At 64.0% G+C, this 19,174-nt stretch carries 20 protein-coding genes; 7 read left to right on the forward strand and 13 right to left on the reverse strand.

The features are described 5' to 3' along the window. The first annotated feature begins 50 nt into the window (after positions 1–50). Positions 51–659, forward strand: a complete 609-nt coding sequence (locus ACZYTC_RS00685; RefSeq protein ID WP_488988676.1) for a LysE family translocator — start codon at positions 51–53, stop codon at positions 657–659. A gap of 138 nt (positions 660–797) precedes the next feature. Continuing rightward, complete coding sequence (locus ACZYTC_RS00690) at positions 798–1,031, forward strand: tautomerase family protein (RefSeq protein WP_434957987.1); 234 nt, start codon at positions 798–800, stop codon at positions 1,029–1,031. An 11-nt stretch (positions 1,032–1,042) separates the two neighbouring features. Here ACZYTC_RS00690 and ACZYTC_RS00695 read toward each other — a convergent pair whose 3' ends face one another. Next, complete coding sequence (locus ACZYTC_RS00695) at positions 1,043–2,026, reverse strand: aldo/keto reductase (RefSeq protein ID WP_488988677.1); 984 nt, start codon at positions 2,024–2,026, stop codon at positions 1,043–1,045. 114 nt (positions 2,027–2,140) lie between these two features. Between ACZYTC_RS00695 and ACZYTC_RS00700 the strand changes: the two genes are divergently transcribed. After that, complete coding sequence (locus ACZYTC_RS00700; protein WP_488989965.1) at positions 2,141–3,037, forward strand: LysR family transcriptional regulator; 897 nt, start codon at positions 2,141–2,143, stop codon at positions 3,035–3,037. A 10-nt stretch (positions 3,038–3,047) separates the two neighbouring features. On the opposite strand, the gene ACZYTC_RS00705 is transcribed toward ACZYTC_RS00700, so the two are convergent. Both ACZYTC_RS00705 and ACZYTC_RS00710 read right to left on the reverse strand, forming a co-directional pair. Continuing rightward, the gene (locus ACZYTC_RS00705; RefSeq protein ID WP_441770200.1) at positions 3,048–4,481 is read right to left on the reverse strand and encodes a DEAD/DEAH box helicase family protein; all 1,434 of its coding nucleotides are present in this window, start codon (positions 4,479–4,481) and stop codon (positions 3,048–3,050) included. Then, positions 4,478–4,720: a DUF3297 family protein gene (locus ACZYTC_RS00710; protein ID WP_149253800.1), complete on the reverse strand. Its 243-nt coding sequence runs from the start codon at positions 4,718–4,720 to the stop codon at positions 4,478–4,480. Before ACZYTC_RS00710 ends, ACZYTC_RS00705 begins: the two co-directional genes overlap by 4 nt. Positions 4,721–5,027: 307 nt before the next feature. Between ACZYTC_RS00710 and ACZYTC_RS00715 the strand changes: the two genes are divergently transcribed. Together ACZYTC_RS00715 and ACZYTC_RS00720 are read left to right on the forward strand one after the other, a co-directional pair. Then, entirely contained in the window at positions 5,028–5,225 is a 198-nt protein-coding gene (locus ACZYTC_RS00715) for a hypothetical protein (RefSeq protein ID WP_434957984.1), read from the forward strand. 244 nt (positions 5,226–5,469) lie between these two features. Continuing rightward, positions 5,470–5,649: a hypothetical protein gene (locus ACZYTC_RS00720; RefSeq protein ID WP_149253802.1), complete on the forward strand. Its 180-nt coding sequence runs from the start codon at positions 5,470–5,472 to the stop codon at positions 5,647–5,649. 115 nt (positions 5,650–5,764) lie between these two features. Here the strand turns inward: ACZYTC_RS00720 and ACZYTC_RS00725 are convergent, their stop codons facing one another. Genes ACZYTC_RS00725 through ACZYTC_RS00735 form a run of 3 tightly spaced genes read right to left on the reverse strand, consistent with a single transcriptional unit; the run spans position 5,765 to position 8,357 of the window. After that, positions 5,765–6,517 carry an ABC transporter ATP-binding protein gene (locus ACZYTC_RS00725; RefSeq protein WP_488988678.1) on the reverse strand — a complete coding sequence of 251 codons (753 nt, stop codon included), beginning with the start codon at positions 6,515–6,517 and terminating at the stop codon, positions 5,765–5,767. Continuing rightward, positions 6,517–7,356, reverse strand: a complete 840-nt coding sequence (locus tag ACZYTC_RS00730; protein WP_488988679.1) for an ABC transporter permease — start codon at positions 7,354–7,356, stop codon at positions 6,517–6,519. The genes ACZYTC_RS00725 and ACZYTC_RS00730 overlap by 1 nt, the downstream gene beginning before the upstream one ends. Positions 7,357–7,364: 8 nt before the next feature. Beyond that, positions 7,365–8,357, reverse strand: a complete 993-nt coding sequence (locus ACZYTC_RS00735; protein WP_488988680.1) for an aliphatic sulfonate ABC transporter substrate-binding protein — start codon at positions 8,355–8,357, stop codon at positions 7,365–7,367. 293 nt (positions 8,358–8,650) lie between these two features. On the opposite strand from ACZYTC_RS00735, the gene ACZYTC_RS00740 reads away from it, so the two are divergent. Next, positions 8,651–10,822, forward strand: a complete 2,172-nt coding sequence (locus ACZYTC_RS00740; protein WP_488988681.1) for an anthranilate synthase component I — start codon at positions 8,651–8,653, stop codon at positions 10,820–10,822. Positions 10,823–10,956: 134 nt separating this feature from the next. Here the strand turns inward: ACZYTC_RS00740 and ACZYTC_RS00745 are convergent, their stop codons facing one another. The 7 genes from ACZYTC_RS00745 to ACZYTC_RS00775 all read right to left on the reverse strand — a co-directional run bounded on the left by ACZYTC_RS00745 (position 10,957) and on the right by ACZYTC_RS00775 (position 18,081). Then, a complete protein-coding gene (locus ACZYTC_RS00745) occupies positions 10,957–12,150 on the reverse strand; it encodes a glycoside hydrolase family 172 protein (protein WP_488988682.1) in 1,194 nt (397 codons plus the stop codon). A gap of 168 nt (positions 12,151–12,318) precedes the next feature. Further along, a complete protein-coding gene (locus ACZYTC_RS00750; RefSeq protein ID WP_488988683.1) occupies positions 12,319–13,161 on the reverse strand; it encodes a carbohydrate ABC transporter permease in 843 nt (280 codons plus the stop codon). Beyond that, positions 13,154–14,050 (reverse strand): carbohydrate ABC transporter permease, encoded by an 897-nt coding sequence (locus ACZYTC_RS00755; RefSeq protein ID WP_434957977.1) that lies wholly within the window; start codon positions 14,048–14,050, stop codon positions 13,154–13,156. Before ACZYTC_RS00755 ends, ACZYTC_RS00750 begins: the two co-directional genes overlap by 8 nt. Positions 14,051–14,303: 253 nt before the next feature. After that, entirely contained in the window at positions 14,304–15,665 is a 1,362-nt protein-coding gene (locus ACZYTC_RS00760; RefSeq protein WP_488988684.1) for an ABC transporter substrate-binding protein, read from the reverse strand. Between the two features lie 75 nt (positions 15,666–15,740). Next, positions 15,741–16,745, reverse strand: a complete 1,005-nt coding sequence (locus ACZYTC_RS00765; protein ID WP_434957975.1) for a LacI family DNA-binding transcriptional regulator — start codon at positions 16,743–16,745, stop codon at positions 15,741–15,743. Positions 16,746–16,865: 120 nt separating this feature from the next. Continuing rightward, entirely contained in the window at positions 16,866–17,570 is a 705-nt protein-coding gene (locus ACZYTC_RS00770) for an anti-sigma factor (RefSeq protein WP_434957974.1), read from the reverse strand. Next, a complete protein-coding gene (locus ACZYTC_RS00775; RefSeq protein WP_441770525.1) occupies positions 17,563–18,081 on the reverse strand; it encodes a sigma-70 family RNA polymerase sigma factor in 519 nt (172 codons plus the stop codon). Before ACZYTC_RS00775 ends, ACZYTC_RS00770 begins: the two co-directional genes overlap by 8 nt. Before the next feature lie 421 nt (positions 18,082–18,502). Here ACZYTC_RS00775 and ACZYTC_RS00780 point away from each other — a divergent pair, with 421 nt between their 5' ends. Then, on the forward strand, positions 18,503–19,075 hold the full coding sequence (locus ACZYTC_RS00780; RefSeq protein ID WP_434957972.1) for a fasciclin domain-containing protein: 573 nt from the start codon (positions 18,503–18,505) through the stop codon (positions 19,073–19,075). The last annotated feature ends 99 nt before the right edge of the window (positions 19,076–19,174 follow it).

The raw sequence follows: 19,174 nt of genomic DNA on the forward strand, positions 1-19,174 counted from the left end.
TTCAGTGCACCGGCGCCTCGCCCGGTTCGGCTCGTTGAAATGAGATCGCCATGCTCGTCTGGAATGTCTGGATTCTCTTCGTCGGTTACGCGGTGCCGCTGGTCATCAGCCCCGGACCGGGCAATACCGTGCTCACCGCCATGGGCGCCCAGCATGGCGTGCGCGGTTCGGTACGCTTCTGGGTGGGGTTCGAGATCGGCAATCTGGCGCTTTGCCTGATCTATGGCTTTGGCCTTGGCGAGGTCGTCCGCGCCCATCCCGGTTTCGCATTCGGGCTGAAACTGGCGGGCATTGCCTATCTCCTCTATCTGGCCTGGAGCTTCTTCCGGTCGGCGAGCCATGCCGCCAGTCTGGAGCGCAGGCTTCAGCCGCATCTCGGCCTCGTCGACGGCGTCCTGGCCGTTGCCGTCAATCCCAAGATCCATTCGATGGTTCTGGCGATGTTCACGCAGTTCCTGGATCCGGCCGCCGGGGTCACCAGCACCGTCATCCAGCTCACGACGGGCTTCGTGCTGATCTCGATACTCTGTCACTTTCTCTGGATCTATGCTGGCGCCAGCCTCCTCGGACGCTTTCGCTCCGAGCGCGCCCAGCGGACCCAGAGTTGGGCCTTCGGTACCTGCATGCTGCTGGTCGCGGCCTTTACCGCGATCAGTTGAGGATCGGTGCGATGGCGCGTTTTTCCGCCCTCCGAGACGGCGCCCCGTAAGGGGCCCTGGCTTGGCCGGCTCAACCGGTCTATGAGCGCTGCTGGAATCGTGCCTGTATTCGCCGGGCACCGGAAAGCGGAGAGAGCCATGCCCCACATCATCGTGAAGATGCTGCCCGGCAGATCCGAGGACCAGAAGCGCAAGCTCGCCGACGCCTTGACCCGGGCCGTGATCGACAGTCTGAACAGCCAGGACAAGTCGATTTCGGTCTCGATCGAGGATGTGCCGGAGGACGAGTGGACCCAGAAGGTTTATATCCCCGACATCAAGGACAAGCCGGACCTCGTCTATAAGAAGCCCGGCTACGACCCGCTCGGGTGAGCCAATAGCGCTCAGCGATCGACCCGCGCCTGCAAATGTGCCGGATATCGATCACCCTGCACGGCAATCCCGGAGACCGCCGCTTCGATCTCGGCGAGGTCGGCCGGCGACAGTTCGATGTCGATCGCTCCGACGTTCTCCTCCAGCCGATGCTGCTTGGTGGTGCCGGGGATCGGCACGATCCACGGTTTGCGGGCCAGCAGCCAGGCCAGCGCGATCTGCGCCGGCGTGGCTGATCTCTGTTTCGCCAGCTGCGTGAGCAGGTCCACCAGGACCTGGTTTGCCTTGCGTGCCTCCGCAGAGAAGCGCGGCACGATGGTGCGGAAGTCGCTGCTGTCGAAGCTCGTGCGCTCGGTGATCGCCCCGGTGAGGAAACCCTTGCCGAGCGGGCTGAAAGGCACGAAGCCAATGCCGAGCTCCTCGAGTGTCGGCAGGATCTCCCGTTCGGGCTCCCGCCACCACAACGAATATTCGCTCTGCAGAGCAGCGACCGGCTGAACTGCGTGAGCACGCCGGATCGTCTTCGCGCCGGCCTCCGACAGGCCGAAATGCTTGACCTTTCCCTCGCGGATCAGATCCCGGACGGTGCCGGCGACATCCTCGATCGGCACGGCCGGATCGACGCGATGCTGATAGAACAGGTCGATGCGATCGGTCCTGAGGCGGGTGAGGGCGGCCTCGGCCACGGCCCGGATGCGTTCCGGCCGGCTGTCCAGTCCGGCTTGGACGTCGCCGTCCTTGAAACCGAACTTGGTGGCGATCACGACATGGTCGCGGAACGGCGCCAGTGCCTCGCCAACCAGTTCCTCATTAATGAAGGGGCCATAGGCTTCGGCCGTATCGAAGAAGGTGACCCCCCGCTCCACCGCTGCACGGATGAGAGCGATGCCGGCCTGCCGTTCGACGGCCGGCCCATAGCCATAGCTGAGCCCCATGCAGCCGAGGCCGATGGCCGAGACCTCCAATCCGCCATGTCCAAGAATGCGTCTTTGCATGGTTTTCGTCCTGTTTCGTTGTGTTGGTTCCATGTGCCGCGGACTCTAGGCCAAGGCAGAGCTTGCGATTAGGTGGATAAATCGGCATGTAATCATGAGGAAAGTTCATGAGTGATGCGCGAGAACCTCAACGATCTGGTCGCCTTCCTGGCCGTCGCAAGAGCACGCAGCTTCACCCGGGCCGCGGCACAGCTCGGCGTCTCGCAATCGGCTCTGAGCCATGCCATGCGTGGCCTCGAGGAAAGGCTGGGCCTGCGGCTGTTGGTCCGCACCACGCGCAACGTCGCGCCGACCGAAGCCGGCGAGCGCCTGTTGTCGAATCTCGGGCCGCGCTTCGAGGAAATCGAGGCCGAACTCGCAGCCCTCAGCGCGTTTCGCGACAAGCCGGCCGGCACGATCCGCCTCACGGCGGGCGAGCACGCCGCCGAAACCGTGCTCTGGCCCGCAGTGGAACGTCTGCTGCCGGCCTATCCGGACGTTCATGTCGAGATCATCGTCGACTACGGTCTCACCGACATCGTGGCGGAGCGTTATGATGCCGGCGTGCGGCTCGGCGAGCAGGTCGCCAAGGACATGATCGCGGTGCGGATCGGTCCAGACATGCGCATGGCGGTGGTCGGAGCGCCCGCCTATTTTGCCCGGCGGCCGAAGCCGGTGACGCCGCAGGATCTCACCGCTCACCGCTGCATCAACATGCGGCTGCCGACCTATGGCGGCCTATTCGCCTGGGAGTTCGAGAAGGAAGGGCGTGAACTCAAGGTGCGGGTCGAGGGGTCGCTGGTCTTCAACAATCTCGCCTTGCGCCTGAGAGGGGCATTGGGCGGCCTGGGGCTCGCCTATGTTCCGGAAGACGCCGTGCAGGATTTGATCGCACAGGGCAGCCTCGTCCGGGTGCTCGACGACTGGTGCGCTTCTTTTGCCGGCTACCATCTCTATTATCCGAGCCGCCGCCAGGCGTCCCCGGCTTTCGCCCTGCTGGTCGAAGCCCTGCGCTATCGGCGCGGGCCGTGACTGGCCGAGACTATCGCGCTTCGGCGGCTTCCTCGATCACCCCGGCGATGGCATCGAGCATGGCGGTATCGTCGCCGGCCATGCCGTCCATGTCGGCCATGCGACCGATCACGGTGGCGGCGATGTTTTCCTCCACCGTGTTCTCGGCGTAGGCGTAATAGATCACCGCGCGCTGGCCGTCGCGATGGCAGCGTCCTTCGATCTGCTGGAGCTGGATGGCGCTGTGGCGCATGTCGTGCACCACCAGCGAGCGCTCGCGTTCCCCGCCCGGCATTTCGCCGCGATGGAGGGAGATCGCCTCGGTGACGGTGAACACCACGGCATCGAGTTCGCCGCGCTGGAAGGCAAGGCGCACCGCCTCGTTGCGTTCGCCGCTCTGCGTGCCGTTGATGGCATCGACGCGCCAGCCATGGCCCCGCAATTTCTCGACCAGGAGGGCACTCGTCTCCAGGAAGGCGACGGATATGGCCACCTGCTGGCCGTTGCCGATCAGGTCGTCGGCGAAATCGGCGGTACCGGCAATGCGCAGCAGGCTGCCTTTCTGGCGAAAGCGCAGATCGGCAGCCCAGCCCGCCGCCCGGCGCGTCGAGCCGCCGGCCAGCCCGAGTTCCCGGCGGAATTCGCGCCAGGTTGCCTCGTAGAGACGCCGGCTTTCGGCATCGAGTGCGGTCGGGGTCACCTCGCGCTGCACTTCCGGCCATCCGGCGATCTCTTCGGGGCGACGGCGCAGGCCGATGGCATCGTGTCCCTTGTAGAGCAGGGAGGACATGGTACGGCGGTCGTCCTCGTTGGGCTCCCAGGACCAGTTCTTCCAGCGCCCCTTGGCGCGCCCCATCCCGAGCCGCTTCATCAGGGCCCGGAAGCCGTCGAGATCGCCGCTAAGGCCTTCGCCCTTCCTCTTGTCGTCTTCTCGTGCGAGCAGGCGGGCAAGATAGGAGAGTTCATGCGGCGCCTGACCGGCGGTGGCGCTCATATAGAGCGTGAAAGTGGCAGCCGCCGCCATTTGGCGGCACACTAGGCCCTGCTGCGAGTTGGGGTTGCGGATGCGATGCGCCTCGTCGATGACCACCAGTGGCCAGATGCGCTTGGGCGTACCGAGCTTGGCGAGCTCGTTGTTCTTGGCCCGGGTCGAGCGCTTGGTGCTGGTGGCGGGCGGCGCCATCAGCGTCTTCGTGCGCTCGAAATTCATCACGGTGACCGCCTTGGCCGGCAGGCCGGCCTGCGCCATGGTCAGGCGCCATTGCGGGATGGCGCCCTTGGGGCAGATCACCAGGATCTCCGGCTCGGGCATGGCGCTCAGCGCCAGCCAGGCCGATAGCGTCTTGCCGAGACCTGTCAGATCCCCCAAGAGAAAGCCCGGCCGCCCCGCGCGCCGGGCGGCGAGGATCGCCTCAGCAGCCTCGATCTGGTGCGGGCGGGGGACGAGTCGGGGCGCGAGAGTCACGCCTCGTCGCGGAAATAGGGTTCGACCGTGCCCTTGAGCTTGATGGTCAGGGGATTGCCGCGCCGGTCCTTGGCATTGCCGGCCGCGACCCGGATCCAGCCCTCGCTGACGCAATATTCCTCGACATTCGTCTTCTCGGCGCCGTTGAAGCGGATACCGACGCCGCGTTCCATCAGAGCCTGGTCGAAGAAGGGGCTGTCGGGATTGGAGGCGAGGCGATCGGGCAGGGTATCGGTCATCTTTTGTCTCTCCTGGAGCAAGGAGCGTCATGACGCGACGCTTCATTGCTCGGTCTTTTCGTTTCGACGCGTCCTTGCATTTCCTGCCGTTACCGGCAAATCGCAAAACGCTTGGGGATGTCGAATGCCGGATTAGCTCCCCGGGCGCCGAAAGCCAACGCCTGATGTGAATTTTATCCAATAGGACATGCCTTTCGCGGAGAAAGGCTGGCCGCATTCCATTCCGGCTCCGGAGCAAAAAGCGTTTCTACCGAAAGGCGCTTTGCTTTAGGGAGGGCTTATCGAAATTGAATGAAGGAGTGGCGCGATGGATGATCGGCCCATGAAGAAGGCTCGCATGCTCGCGGAGATCGCCAGCATCCAGAAGCAGGCCAAGGTCCTGGCGGTGCAAAAGAATCGTGGCGCCCATTACGAGCGCCTGGCTCGAGAGGCGGAAGAACGCGTGGCCAAGCTGCGTGAATCGATCGCCACCATCGAGGCGGAGCTCGCTGCCGCCAAGCAATGAGCTATATCGGCATTGAGGCGGCAGGGTGCTGCAATCAGCGGCACAGCCTGCCTGCGAAGATGTCAATTGCGTTGCGGATTTATGTCAGGAATGCAATATTGCATACGTGTTGAGCGAATTGGCTAAGAATTCGCCATAATCGGCCAGTTAGCCATGCGAGCCATGCAATTCGGCATTGCGACGATGTATGTTGCACCGCAATATGAGAAGGTGGATACTCCCCGACAACAAAGGAGTAATCATCATGATTTTCGCAAGCATCATTGCTTATTTCAAGGACCGCATGGCCAAGCAGGCCGAGTTCCTGCGCCTGCTCGACGAGATCAACAGCCTGTCGGACCGCGATCTGCGTGATCTGCGCGCCGACCGTATGGAGATGATCCGTCACGCTCGCCAGCAGGTCTACGGTGCCCAGGCTGCCTGAGCACCGCCTTCCGTCGACGGACGAATTTCGAACGCGCCGCCTTCTTTCCTGAAGGTGGCGCGTTCTGCTTTTGGGGGGCAGATCGAATCCCACCAGCTTCAGGCATGGGCAGGCTTCAGACCAAGGCGGGCACTTGGCCGTGCAGGGAGCGATCGAGCGCCTTGCGCAAATAGCGCTTGGCCTGTTCGAAGGCTGCGCCGTCACGATCTCGCGGTCGGGGCAGGTCGACGGTGACTATTTCCTCGATGCGCCCCGGTTTCGGCGTGAGGATGACGACACGATCGGCGAGCAGCAGCGCTTCTTCGATGTCATGCGTGACGAGAAGGAGAGTCTGCCGATCCTCCAGCCAAAGCCGGGCGACATGATCCTGCAGGCTCGCGCGGGTCAGCGCGTCGAGGGCGGAGAAGGGCTCGTCCAGGAGAAGGATGCGCGGCCGTGCCGCCAGGGTGCGGGCGAGGGCCACGCGCTGGGCCATGCCGCCGGACAATTCCTTGGGCCATCTTCCGCCCAGTCCCTCCAGGTCGACGCGTGCGAGAACTTCTTCCACCCACCTGTCGCGCTCCTTCCTGGGCAGGCCGTCCAGGCCAAAGGCGACGTTTCCGGCAACGCTCAGCCAGGGCAGCAGGCGAGGTTCCTGGAAGACGAAGCCGACGGTTTCGGCCGGGCCGCGGAGATGGGCGCCCTCGATCTCCACCCGTCCACGGGTCGCAGCCTCCAGGCCGCCGACCAGGCGCAAAAGTGTGCTCTTGCCGCTTCCCGAACCGCCGATGATGGCGACGGCCTCTCCTGCCGCGACGGACAGGTCGATGCCACGCAACGCTTGCGTGCCATTGGCATAGACCTTGTCGAGATTGCGTAGCGACAGCATCAGCGATCCTCGCCGGCGAAACTGTCTTCATGGCGCAGGAAGGGACGGCTGAGCGCGACCAGGATCATGTCACTCGCCTTGCCGATCAGCGCGAACAGGATGATCGTGGCGACGATCTCATCGGGTTTGCCCAGTTGCTGGCCATCGACGAGTAGATAGCCGAGCCCTTCGGAAGCTCCCATGATCTCGGCAGCCACCACGAACATCCAGCCGAGGCCAAGGCCGACCCTCAGGGCCGTAACCACCTGTGGCAGGATGGCGGGCAGGAGGATGCGCCGCACCAGCCGCAGCCCCTTCAGCCGGAAGACCTGACCGACCTCGACGATCTTGCGGTCGACCGAGCGGATCGCGCTGGAGACGCCGAGATAAACCGGAAAGAACACGCCGACGGCAATGAGGATGATTTTCGATTCCTCGAAAATGCCGAACCACAGGATGAAGAGCGGCACCCAGGCCAGCGAGGGAATGGCGCGCAGGCCCTGCAGCGTCGGATCGACCAGGGTTCGGAACAAGGACGAGTAGCCGGAGGCAGCTCCGAGCGCGATGCCGGCGAGAGCGCCGAAGAAGAAGCCGGCCCCGACACGGGCCAGGGTTGCGAGGATGTGGGTGGTGAGGTCGCCGTTGCGCGCCAGCTCCAGCAGCGTCGCGGCGATGCGGCTCGGTGGCGGCAAGAGCCGTCCGTCACTCCAGCCGGAATGGACGGCATATTCCCATGCCAAGGCGAGGGTGAGGGGCAGAAGCAGCCCGACATAAGGCCGGACATGGCGAAGAGAGGGCCTGGTCGCCGGGCGCCGCTCTTTCAACGCCTCCGGCGCGACAGGGCTTTCGAGTGCCGTCATGGCCCGGCCTATTGCGTCTGGGCGCCGAAACGCGGGTCGATCAGCCGGTTCACCGCCGCGGGCACGTCGATCTCGGCCTTGATCACGCCGGCGCCCTGCAGGGCTTGCCCGGCGGCCACCAGCGTCTGTCGCTGGGCGTCCCCGATGGTGCCGGTAGACAGGTCCGTGCGGGTGAGCTGGCGCTCGATCACCGCATCGGGCAGCTTGGCGGCTGCGATCAGGCTCTGCTTGAGATCGGCGGGGTTGGCGAGGGCATGCTGGCGGCCCTTTTCATAGACGGCCAGCACGCGGCGCACGAGCTCGGGATGGGCGGCGGCAAAGGCCTCGCGCACATTCAAGACGCCCCAGCTGTTGAGCGCGGGATCGCGGAAGAAGAGTTTGGCGCCATTTTCGACCTCGGCGCCGGCCATGATCGGATCGAGCCCCGCCCAGGCGTCAACGTCGCCGCGGATCAGGGCAGCCTTGCCGTCACCATGCTGAAGTGGCACGAGCGCGATGTCCTTCTCCTTCAGCCCGGCCGAAGCCAGCGCGCGGATGAGGAAGATGTGAGGATCGGTACCGCGCGTCGCCGCCACGCGCCGGCCCTTGAGATCGGCGATGCTGGCAATGCCGGCGTCGGGACGCGTTACCAGCGCCGTCCATTCCGGGCGCGAATAGACATAGACGGATTTGATCGGGTTGCCGTTGACGCGGCCGACCAGGGCTGCCGCCCCCGCCGTCGATCCGAAATCGATGCTGCTGGCATTGAGAAATTCGAGGGCCTTGTTGGAGCCGAGGGACTGGACCCAGCGCACTGCGATGCCGTCGGCCTTGAGCTCCTCCTCCAGCCAACCCTTGTCGCGGATCAGCAGGCCGACGGGATTGTAGGTGGCATAGTCGATCCGTAGTTCGGACGGATTGTCGGCGGCTCTGGCGATCCGAGGTGCCGCGAGGCCGCCCGCGACGAGGGAGGCAAGGCCGGCAATGAAATGGCGTCGGGTCGGCGAAGCGGGGTGGGACATGGCATATCTCCGAAAACAGATCCTTGTTTTATTAATACATAAAGATTGTAGACAAAATAGACAAAAATGCCTTGCTCGGCCACCCGGAGGGGATTGTTCTCGCTGGGCATGGCTGCTAGCATCCGTGGATGCGTATCTCGTCTTTCTCAGCAAGCTGGTGGTGGCCCGTCTAAGCACGGACGGCCACGCATGATCATGCTCATCTGGCCGTCCCGGGAGGGGCGGCTTTTGATTTTTTAAAGATCAGCGCAGGAGCACCCAATCCGAGACGGCCCCAACTCGGAGTTGGCTCCATGACGGACCATATCTACCACTCGGCCGGCGGCATCCGGATCCATCGCGCCTGCCGCGACCTCGACTACCCCCATAACATGTCCGCTCTCGCTGATAGCCTGGACCAGCAGCGCGGCGCTGTGTTTTCCTCGGGCTGCGAGGTGCCGGGGCGCTATCGGCGCGGGGAGGTCGGCTTTGCCGATCCGCCGCTGGTCATCACCGGCAAGGGCCGGAGCTTTCGGATCGAGGCTCTCAACCAGCGCGGCGCTTGCCTGCTGCCGACGATCGAGGGTCGCTTGCGCTCGCTCGGCCTCTTCGAGACTTTCGCCGCGGGTGAGGGATATCTGGGGGGCACGGTGCGCGAGGCGCAAGGCGCGTTTGCCGAGGAGGAGCGCAGCCGCCAGCCCAGCCTGTTCTCGTTGCTGCGGGCGGTGATCGAACTCTTCGCCGCGCCCGACGACCCCTATCTCGGTCTCTATGGCGCCTTCGGCTACGATCTCGTCTTCCAGTTCGAGCCGATGGATCTCCGGTTGCCACGGGCCGAGGATCAGCGCGATCTCCTGCTCTATCTGCCCGACGAACTGGTGGTGGTCGATCATGCACGCCAGCGGGCGCAACGGCTGAGCTATGATTTCAGCGTGGACGGACGCTCGACCCGAAACCTGCCTCGTGCCACCGAACCCCATCCCTATCGCCAACTGGCCGGCCCGGATCTGCCGCCCGAGAGCGATCATGCGCCCGGCGAGTATGCCGCCATGGTCGAACGGGCCAGAGCCGCCTTCGCCCGGGGTGACCTGTTCGAGGTGGTGCTGGGGCAATTGCTGTCGGTGGCCTGTGCAGAAAAACCCAGCACGATCTTCCGCCGGCTTGCCGCCGCCAATCCCTCGCCCTTCGGCGCCCTGATCAATCTGGGCGAGGGCGAGTTCCTGGTGGCGGCCTCGCCGGAAATGTTCGTGCGTGTTGACGGCCGGCGTGTCGAGACATGCCCGATCTCGGGCACCATCCGCCGCGGGGCCGATGCCCTGGAGGATGCCGAGCGCATCCGCGAACTCCTGAATTCCGTCAAGGACGAGGCGGAACTCACCATGTGCACCGATGTCGACCGCAACGATAAATCGCGCATCTGCGAGCCCGGCAGCGTCAAGGTGATCGGGCGGCGCCAGATCGAACTCTATTCGCGCCTCATCCATACCGTCGACCATGTCGAGGGGGTGATACGACCGGGCTACGACACGCTCGATGCCTTCCTCAGTCATGCCTGGGCGGTGACGGTGACCGGGGCGCCCAAGCGCGGTGCGATCCGCCATATCGAGGCCGAGGAGAAGAGCGCCCGGCGCTGGTATGGCGGGGCCTTCGGGTCGGTCACCTTCGACGGCGCCATGAATACCGGCCTGACGCTGCGCACCATCCGTATGCAGGACGGCATCGCAGAATTGCGTGTCGGTGCCACCTTGCTGCATGACAGCGATCCCCGGGAGGAAGAGGCGGAAACCCGGCTCAAGGCCTCCGCCATGCTGGCTGTGCTGGAGGAGGATGCTGTCCGGGCCGATCGGCCGGCAGCTCCGGTACGCAGGGCCGGGTCCGGGCCGCGCCTGCTGCTGGTCGATCATGAGGACAGTTTCGTGCACACGCTGGCCGGCTATTTCCGCGCCGCCGGTGCCGGGGTCGTAACCCTGCGCCCGGCTCTGGCGCGGCAGAAGCTCGCGGATGGGGAGCCGGTGGACCTCCTGGTGCTCTCGCCCGGGCCCGGGCGGCCCGAGGATTTCGCCATGCACCGGACCCTGGAGCTTGCCTTGCAGCGCGGGCTGCCGGTTTTCGGAGTCTGCGTCGGCCTGCAGGGCATGGTCGAATACTTCGGCGGCCGGCTCGACCTGCTCCCGAAACCCGTGCATGGCAAGGCCTCACGCATCGAAGCTGGGGATGGACAGCTCTTCGCCGGCCTGCCCGGCAGCTTTTCGGTAGGGCGCTATCACTCCATCCATGCTGATGCGCACGACCTGCCGCCGGAACTGCGGGTTACCGCGCGCGACGCAAACGGCGTCATCATGGCGGTGGAGCATGCCACCCTGCCGTTGGCCGCCGTGCAGTTCCACCCGGAATCGGTGATGACGAGGCCCGAGATCGGCCGACGGATGATCGAGAACGTGCTGGCGATGATCGGCGGTGAAGCCGTGGCTGTCGCGGCGGAGTAATGGTCGGCAAGGACGACCTCATCGCTGCCGGAAGAGGCGGGTGAATCCCTCCCCGGTTTCGGGGAGGGGGGCCCCGGCGGAGTCCTGACGGCTTCTTGTGAGCAGCAGGTCACCTCTCTTCCGAACCCGCTTCCTCAGCTCCCACCATCCATGCGCAGGTTCCAGGTCTCGTAGGGGCGGCGGAAGGTCGGCAGGCGCTCCGTCATGGGGGGTAGCGGCGCGAAGGGCTTGTGCGGCTCGGCCTGATACCAGAACGCCACCGAGGAGAGGTCGTCCGAACGCCGGTTGGCGTGGCCGTGCTCAATGCTGACCCGGATCGATCTGTGGAAGATCACCGGGTCCTCGATGTGCCAGCGATAGAGCGTCACCGGTTCGGTCCAGTTCGGGCCGCCGGCGGCGATGATGCCGTGATAGGGCGCGCTGTAGTCCTGCGTCGGGCACCAGGCCGTATTGAAGTAGTCCTCCGTGCCGGTACCATGCAAAGTGGGCGGCCAGGCATCGTTGGCGCCGGGGCTGCTCTCGTTGCGCGGCGCGATCGGCTCGGCCTTGGGTCCGATGCGCGGATCGGGCTTGCGCACGGTGTCGGGGACCGACAGGCCTGGCTCGCCATCGACGAAAATCATGTCGTCGCCCTCGCCATACCAGTCCCACAGGTCAGAGCGCCGCCGCGAATAGACGCTGTAGAGCACGCCGACATAATGGCCGTGCCCTTCCGCCTCCAGGATGGTGTAGTTGTCCTTGCCGTCGACGGTCTCGCCGCCGAACAGGAACTGCTCGTTGGCGAGGCCCGCCTCGTCCATGCCTTGGGGACGGTCCTGGCGATACTGGGCATGGAAGCGGCCGAGCCCCGGCTCGAGCTCATCGTGCAGTTCGAGGTCGACATAATAGTAGAACAGCAGGTCGTCCTCGGCCTCGTTGGTGACAGTCAGCTTCATGTGGCCGGCGAACGGCATCGGGAAATAGCAGTTGAAGGCCTTGCCGTCCTCGGGGCTGGCCTGCACCGGCAGGCTGGCGAAGTTGCGCGTGGCGGCATGCCCCATGCCGAAGAAATCGCCGATCGGCGTCTCGACGCTCGGATGCTCCTCGCCGTCCCAATAGGCCCGGAGCACGATCTTGCGCAGGAACAATTCGCTCTTGCAGGCGAGGGTGGCCCAGATATGGGTGACGATGCCGGTACCGGCATGCTCGGCGATAACAACCGTCTGCCCCGGCTCGATATGCAGCCTGTCGTCATTGCCGCCGGTGCGGTCATAGCTCGAGAAGCGGCGGGAGCGGCCTTCGCGCAGTTTGGCGAGGCCACGCAGGGGCGAAAGTCCGGACTGGGTCATGCTCACTTCCTCAAAGGGACGGTATTTGAAATACCGCTGTCATTCCCGGCGAGCCACATAGTGGCGAGGGAAGGGAATCCAGGGCTGCCGAGTAATGGCCCCTGGATTCCCTTCCCGTTGCCTGCGGCAACGCCGGGAATGACAGCTTTTGGGATCGTACAATTCGGCTCATTTCAGGCCGCTGGTCTTGATGGATTCGGTGATTTGGCGCTGGAACACAGCAAAGAGGATCAGCATCGGCAGCGCGACAATGGTCGAGGCCGCCATCACATAGTTCCAGGCGCCGGCATACTGGCTGCGGAAATTGGCAATCGCGACCTGGACCACCCACAGGCTGGAATCGGAGGCGACCGTGAGCGGCCAGAGGAAGGCGTTCCAGTTGGCCAGGAAGAACAATATGGCCAGCGCCGCCAGGATCGGCCGGCTCAGCGGCAGCACGATGCTCCAATAGATGCGCCAGCGCCAGGCGCCGTCGATCAAGGCTGCTTCCTCCAATTCGCGCGGCAGCGACAGATAGTATTGCCGCAGGAGGAAGATGCCGAAGGCGTTGAAGATCGAAGGTACGATCAGCCCGGCATAGGAATTCAGCATGCCCATCGCCCGGACCAGGATGAAGAGCGGCACGATGATCACCGGCAGCGAGACCAGGAAGGTGGAGAACATGGCGAGGAAGATCGCGTCCCGCCCCGGGAAATGCAGCCGGGCCAGCGCGTAGCCCGCCATGGAATGGAAGAACAGCGCGACGATGGTGACGATCGCCGAGACCAGGAAGGAATTGAGGAGGTAGCGCAGGAAGGGGATTTCGGTCAGCACATAAAGGAAATTGCCGATGGTGGGCCGCTGCGGCACGAGATCGGGCAGGAACACTTCGGCCGGTGGCTTGAAGGCGACCACCAGCATCCACACCAGCGGAAACACCGTCATCAGCGCCAGCACCAGGCTGACCAGCATCCACAGGAAGCGCACGAGCTGGCCCGGCGGGGCGAGGGCAGGGGCGTTGCGCTCAGGCATGATGGAAGCGCCCGCCCCGCGTCAGCCTGAACAGGATGAGGGTCACGGTCATCAGCAGCGCCACGAGCAGCGATGCCATGGCGGAGGCATAGCCGAAGGCGCCAAACTGGAAGGCCTGGCGATAGATGTAGACGATCAGGGCCGAGGTGGCATTGGCCGGGCCGCCCTTGGTCATGACATAGATGAGATCGAAGACCTGGCCGCCGGCCGCCGCTGTCACCACGGAGACCAACACCACGAAGAAGCTGGTCGGCCGCAGCAAAGGCAGGGTGATGTAGCGAAAGCGCGCGAGCGGGCCGGCACCGTCGAGTTCGGCGGCCTCGTAATATTCGGCCGGAATGTCCTGCAGGCCGCCGAGGAAGATCAGCATGTAGAAGCCCATCATGAACCAGACGCTGACGGCCACGAGAGTTGATAGCGCCAGATTCGGATCGCCCAGCAGCGAGAGCCCGGGCAGGCCGAGCCAGCCGAGGAGGCGGGAAAGGATGCCTACTTTCTCCACCAGCAGGATCTGCCAGACCATGGCGACCACCACCAGGCTGACCATTTGCGGGGCAAAGAACATCGAGCGGATCATCGTCTCGAACCGCCCGCCACGCTGCACCAGCAAGGCGAGGCCGAGCCCGCAGACATAGAGCGCGGGCACCAGCAGGGCGGCATAGAGCAGTGTCACCCTGAGCGAGGTCCAGAACAGCGGGTCACGCCACATGCGCCAGTAATTGGCCAAGCCGACGAAACGATAGCCGCCGAAACCGTCGACCTCATAAAAGCCGATGGCGAGGGCGAGCAGCATCGGCAGGCCGACGAAGACGGCAAGGCCCAGGGCGTCGGGCAGCACGAAGAGATAGCCGGCGAGGACATCGCGGCGGGAGGCGCGGGTGGATGTCATGGCGCGGCTCCTTGCCTCGTGGCGGAGCGATCGGAATGAAGCGCGACCAGCCTTCTCCCCTCGTGGGAGAAGGTGGCCGAGCGGGGCGATGTCGGATGAGGGGAGATACGCAGCCTTGCAAGGTCTTTGCCAACACCCCTCATCCACCCCTTCGGGGCACCCAGTCCACTCCAAATGGAGTGGACGATACCCGCAAGGGGAGAAGGCTGGTCGCGCCTTGCGCATTTCGGCTGGAAAAAGCCCACTCCGCCCCTCACAGGATCGGCGCGCCGCTATAGCCGGCGAGGAAGGCGTCGAGCTGCTGGCTGGCTGCCGTTGCCGCTTCCCGGGGATCGGTGCCGCCGAGCTGGGTGGCCTGGATCGCGTCGGAGATGATCTTGTAGACCTCGGGCGGCACGCGCGGCTCGGCCCGTGTGCCCGGATAGATCTCCTTGGCGAAAAGGCCCATCCTGCCAGCTTGGAAGGCCGCGGAACCGGCGGCAAGAGCGCTGGCGCGCGGCGGCATGTCGCTCTTGGCGGTCGTGCACCAGTCGACGACCCGTTGAACCGATCCCTTGTCCATAGAGGCCAGGGCCCAGGCGCAGAATTTGGCCGCCGCGTCGGGATTCTGGCCCTTGGCATTGGCAACGAAGGCCCAGCCGCCGCCGACAGTGACATACTTTCCACCCGCCGGAATCGGCAGCTTGAACACGCCATAGGGCGTGTCCTTGGCATTGTTCTCCATGGCGGCGATGCCCCAGATGCCGACATTCTGCATGGCGGTCAGGCCGGCACCGAGATTGGAGACGATGTCGAAGCCGCCGCTGACCACCTGTCGGGGCGCGGAGCCCGACTGGATGGCATCCTGCCAGAGCTTGAGGGCCTGCACGGTGGCGGGCGAGTCGAAGGCGCTCTTGCCGTCCTTGCCCTGAATCTCGCCGCCGCCCTGCCAGAGGAAGGGGTACCAGGTGAAGTTCTGGTAATAGCCGGGCGTGGTCTCGAACAGCACGCCATAGCGGTTCGACGTCGTCAGCTTCTTGGCAAGCTCGAGGAGCTCGTCCCAGGTCTTGGGAACGTCGTTCTCGTTCAGCTTGGCTTCCTCGAAGGCCTTGACCGAATAATAGAAGGCCATCGGCTCGACCTCCATGGGCACGCCATAGATCTTGCCGTCGACCTTGCGGTTGGCAATCACGCTGTCGGGAAAGTCGGTGCGGGCCGCTTCCTCGATATGGGGTGTCAGGTCCGCCAGCACGCCGCCATTGTAGTAGCGCAGAAAGTCGCCGGGACTGATCAGGAAGATGTCGGGGCCCTGGCCGGAGGCGAAAGCGGTGGCGAGCTTGGAGCCGGAGATGTATTCGCTGTTGACGATATATTCGAGTTCGACTTTGGGGGAATGATCGGAATTCCAGGCTGCCACCAGATCCTGGAACCATTTGACCTGGGGCTTTACGTCGCCACCGGGCGCGTAGAACTGCCAGAATTTCAGGGTGGCGTCCTGGGCCTGGGCTCCGGAACGGTTGAGATAGGGTGCGTTCAGGAACCCGCCTGCCAAGCCAGCGCCGGCGACGAGCAGGCTGCGACGGCTGATGCCGGCCTTTTCCACGCGATTTTCGGGACGCACGGCCTTTACAGTCATGATTTCCTCCCTATTGCCGGCTGTTTTGCCTCCGGCTTGTCGTTCTCAACGGATGCGGCTCGCGCCGCGTTCCCGTCAGGCTGAATCGAAGGGGTGCAGGATGGATGGCACGGTTGTGGTGCGTGGCGCGCCGGTGAAGCTGCCGCTCAGGCGTTCCAGCAGCATGGCGGTGGCCTGCCGGGCGAGGGCGGCCGGGCTGTTGCCCACCCTGGTCAGGCGGGGGCGGACATATTCGAGCTGCGGCAGGTCGTCGAAGACGGACACGGCGATGTCATCGGGCACCGAAATGTCGCTGTCGTAGAATTCGGTGAGGGCGCCTGAAGCCATCAGGTAGTTGGCGAAGAAGACGGCCGTTGGCAGGGCATGGCCATGCTCGCGCTTGAGCCAGGCGGCGGCCTCGCGGCCCGATGGCGCGAGATAGCTGCCGGTAAAGCGCAAGGCGGGATCGATGGTGACGCCGTTGTCGCTCAGGGCCTTCTCGAAGCCGTCGGCTCGCGCCATCGCCTCGGAGAAGAAGGCAGGGCCGGTGACATGGGCGATGCGCCTGTGTCCCTGGCGGGCGAGGTATTCGCCCATCAGATAGCCGCCGCCGAAATCGTCCAGCCTGATGCTGTCGACAGCTTGATTGGGCAAATGGCCGATGAAGACGGTGGGAATGTCGATGCCCACCAATACGTCATGCATGCCGTGCAGGGCGAAATCGCCCACGATGAGGCCATCGACCCGGCGGTTGCGGATCTGCTGGAGATATTCGCGGCCATGGTCCTGGGAGTGGCCGCCCGGCACGTCCGTGTTGAAGATCAGCATGTCCAGGCCGACATTCTCCAGCTCGGACTGCGCCGTCTTCACCAGTTCGGGATAGAAGGGGTTGCGAATGTCGGGGATCAGCATGGCGACGGTATCGGTGCGCCCGGTGCGTAGGCTGCGTGCCTGGGGATTGGGTTGGTAGCCCAATTCGCGGATCGCCTGCTCGACGCGCTCGCGCAATTCCCTGGAGACGCGATCGGCATGATTGATCGCATGCGACACGGTCGTGCGTGAAACGCCAGCTCTCTCGGCAACTTTCGATATCGTGCTCACTTGGGCATGATAGCTAAGATGAATGCATTTGCAAATCGATTTGCATAAATTCTTTGCCCGAATATCCTCTGGCTGCGCGGACGTCCCGTTCGCGAACAAGACGCCCGCTCAGCCAGAGGATCAGGGCGTCGCCTGTACCAAGGTGCCGGAATAGAGGATAGGGCCGGTGGGTTGGCCTGAGGGGGAGCCGCCTTCCGGCTCCAGGGTCACGGCCAGGACAGCCTGCTGCACCACCTGTTCGGGCAGACTGGTCAGCCGCGCCTTCTCCACCGTGAAGGGCTGGTCGCCGATCACGCCGAGCGATCGTGGGCCGGGGAGCTTGTCGTTCACCAACCACAATTCATAGGATTTGTTCGGTTGAGGTCTGGCCGCTACCGGCCGGATGGTGAGGGAGCGCGCCTCGACATTCACCGAGACGATGAAGGCGGGGGAGGCGGCGTCCTTCTGCAGCACGGCGACGAAACTGCCTGGTTGCACAGGATTGTGCAGCATGGGCGTGAGGGCGAAGAGGGCCAGCCCCGCGGCCAGCGCGCCGGTACCCAAGGCGGTCATCCGCCAGCGCCGCAGGCGCCTTTCGAGCAGGGGAACCAGCTTGTCCGTTCCACTGTCGAGGCGAGCCAGGATGCTTGGCAGCAAGGAGGCCGGCGCCTCCACGGGCGCTATGGTTTCGGCCAGGGGTGCCAGGCTCCGTTCCCAGGCCATGATGGCGACATCGAGAGCCGGTTCGCGCTGGCGCCGCGCCGCAACGGCGGCCCGCTCCGCCGCATCAAGCGTGCCCAATACGTATTCGCCTGCCAGCAGATCGAGGTCGTCGGGATCAGTCATGACCGAGACACTCCCTCAACTGGGCGAGGCCACGGTGGAGCAACGTCTTTACTGTCGGGACCGGCCGCTCGAAGCGCCGGGAGAGGGCTTCGCGCGAGGTGCCTCGGTAATAGGCGAGCAGGATCATCTGGCGCCGCTCCTCATCGAGGCCGGCGAGGCAGGCGATGAGGCGTCGCAGTTCCTCGCTGCGTTGACGGCCCTCGAGTGGTTCGAGGCTTTCGGCCGGCAACTCGTCGAGATCCTGGGTACCGGCATTGGCCGCGTGCCGTGTACTGCGCAGAATGTCGATCGCGCGGTTGCGGGCGATCGTCGCCATCCAGGTCATGGCGGAGGCCTTGCCGGGATCGAAATCCGCCGCCTTGTCCCAGATCCTCACATAAATCTCCTGCAATGCATCTTCGGCCGTGGCTCTCTGGCGCAGGATACGAAGGACCACCCCATAAAGTTTCGCCTGGGTCGCATCATAGAGGCTGCGGAACGCAGCCCTGTCGCCCGAGGCGACGGCGCGCATCAGGCTTTCCAGTGTCCCTTCTTTTGCCTCGAAGCTTTTGGTGCTGATCAAACCGACCTTCCCGGTTCCCCACTGGCGCAGGAATGATTTCTGCTGCGATCAAACAATAAAATCGATCTGGATGGAACAGATTTCGTCTAAAAGAATCTTGGCTTCCAGGCGGGGTGACTCAGTACGTCGTGGACGTTGAAAGGTTTCAGCCGAAGAAAAGAATATTTTTATTCTTTATGATGAAACCCTATCTCGATCGTATCGTATATGTTTATTTTTATGCGATGAAATATTTTCTTAATTCAAAAAAGAATATTTTCGAAAACTGAAACCTTCGGAAAGTCGAGGCGTAGATCTTCACGAGACACGAACAGTTTCGCTCTCCACCGGTCTCGACGATCGGTGCAACCTTGCCTTCCGGAGATCTACCATGACCCGTCGCACTTCCTCCTATGCAGCCGCCATCGGCGTCGTTCTTGCCGCATCCGTGTTCTACACGCTGGGCGCAGCCCGGGCCGAGACCACCGTCAATGTCGGCGGCGCCCCGATGTATCCCTCCAAGAACATCATCCAGAATGCCGTCAATTCGAAGGACCACACCACCCTGGTTGCGGCGGTCAAGGCAGCCGGCCTTGTCGATACCTTGATGACCCCCGGGCCGTTCACGGTCTTCGCGCCGGTGAACAAGGCGTTCGGCAAGCTGCCGAAGGGAACCGTCGAGACACTGCTCAAGCCTGAGAACAAGGCGACGTTGACGGCTGTGCTTACCTATCATGTCGTCCCCGGCAAGCATTCGGCCGCAGAGCTGATGTCCGAGGTCAAGGCTGGCGGTGGCAAGGCCACCTTGAAGACCGTGCAGGGCGGCACGCTGACGGTCACGCAGGTCGGCCGCAAGCTCGACATCACCGATGCCAAGGGTGACAAGGCGACCGTGACCATCCCCGACGTCAACCAGAGCAATGGCGTCATCCACGTCATCGATACCGTGCTGCTGCCGCAATAACGGACCGCGCCGGACCGCGCTTTCTAGAGCAAAGTGCGATTTCACTGAATCGCGCCTTTTCTCTAACTGTTTGTTTTAACGCGTTTTCTTGATCGAAAA

It is taken from the genome of Labrys sp. F242, assembly GCF_057813875.1.

Bases quoted from the DNA above. Each gene is read 5' to 3' on its own strand.
- ACZYTC_RS00725 (WP_488988678.1), bottom strand. From the start codon at position 6,517: ATGCTGTCGCTACGCAATCTCGACAAGGTCTATGCCAATGGCACGCAA.
- ACZYTC_RS00755 (WP_434957977.1), bottom strand. From the start codon at position 14,050: ATGACATCCACCCGCGCCTCCCGCCGCGATGTCCTCGCCGGCTATCTC.
- ACZYTC_RS00770 (WP_434957974.1), bottom strand. From the start codon at position 17,570: ATGACTGATCCCGACGACCTCGATCTGCTGGCAGGCGAATACGTATTG.
- ACZYTC_RS00780 (WP_434957972.1), top strand. From the start codon at position 18,503: ATGACCCGTCGCACTTCCTCCTATGCAGCCGCCATCGGCGTCGTTCTT.
- ACZYTC_RS00750 (WP_488988683.1), bottom strand. From the start codon at position 13,161: ATGCCTGAGCGCAACGCCCCTGCCCTCGCCCCGCCGGGCCAGCTCGTG.
- ACZYTC_RS00695 (WP_488988677.1), bottom strand. From the start codon at position 2,026: ATGCAAAGACGCATTCTTGGACATGGCGGATTGGAGGTCTCGGCCATC.
- ACZYTC_RS00700 (WP_488989965.1), top strand. From the start codon at position 2,141: ATGCGCGAGAACCTCAACGATCTGGTCGCCTTCCTGGCCGTCGCAAGA.
- ACZYTC_RS00730 (WP_488988679.1), bottom strand. From the start codon at position 7,356: ATGACGGCACTCGAAAGCCCTGTCGCGCCGGAGGCGTTGAAAGAGCGG.
- ACZYTC_RS00710 (WP_149253800.1), bottom strand. From the start codon at position 4,720: ATGACCGATACCCTGCCCGATCGCCTCGCCTCCAATCCCGACAGCCCC.
- ACZYTC_RS00685 (WP_488988676.1), top strand. From the start codon at position 51: ATGCTCGTCTGGAATGTCTGGATTCTCTTCGTCGGTTACGCGGTGCCG.
- ACZYTC_RS00775 (WP_441770525.1), bottom strand. From the start codon at position 18,081: ATGCGCGCCGTCGCCTCGGGCGACAGGGCTGCGTTCCGCAGCCTCTAT.
- ACZYTC_RS00720 (WP_149253802.1), top strand. From the start codon at position 5,470: ATGATTTTCGCAAGCATCATTGCTTATTTCAAGGACCGCATGGCCAAG.
- ACZYTC_RS00735 (WP_488988680.1), bottom strand. From the start codon at position 8,357: ATGTCCCACCCCGCTTCGCCGACCCGACGCCATTTCATTGCCGGCCTT.
- ACZYTC_RS00740 (WP_488988681.1), top strand. From the start codon at position 8,651: ATGACGGACCATATCTACCACTCGGCCGGCGGCATCCGGATCCATCGC.
- ACZYTC_RS00690 (WP_434957987.1), top strand. From the start codon at position 798: ATGCCCCACATCATCGTGAAGATGCTGCCCGGCAGATCCGAGGACCAG.
- ACZYTC_RS00760 (WP_488988684.1), bottom strand. From the start codon at position 15,665: ATGACTGTAAAGGCCGTGCGTCCCGAAAATCGCGTGGAAAAGGCCGGC.
- ACZYTC_RS00745 (WP_488988682.1), bottom strand. From the start codon at position 12,150: ATGACCCAGTCCGGACTTTCGCCCCTGCGTGGCCTCGCCAAACTGCGC.
- ACZYTC_RS00715 (WP_434957984.1), top strand. From the start codon at position 5,028: ATGGATGATCGGCCCATGAAGAAGGCTCGCATGCTCGCGGAGATCGCC.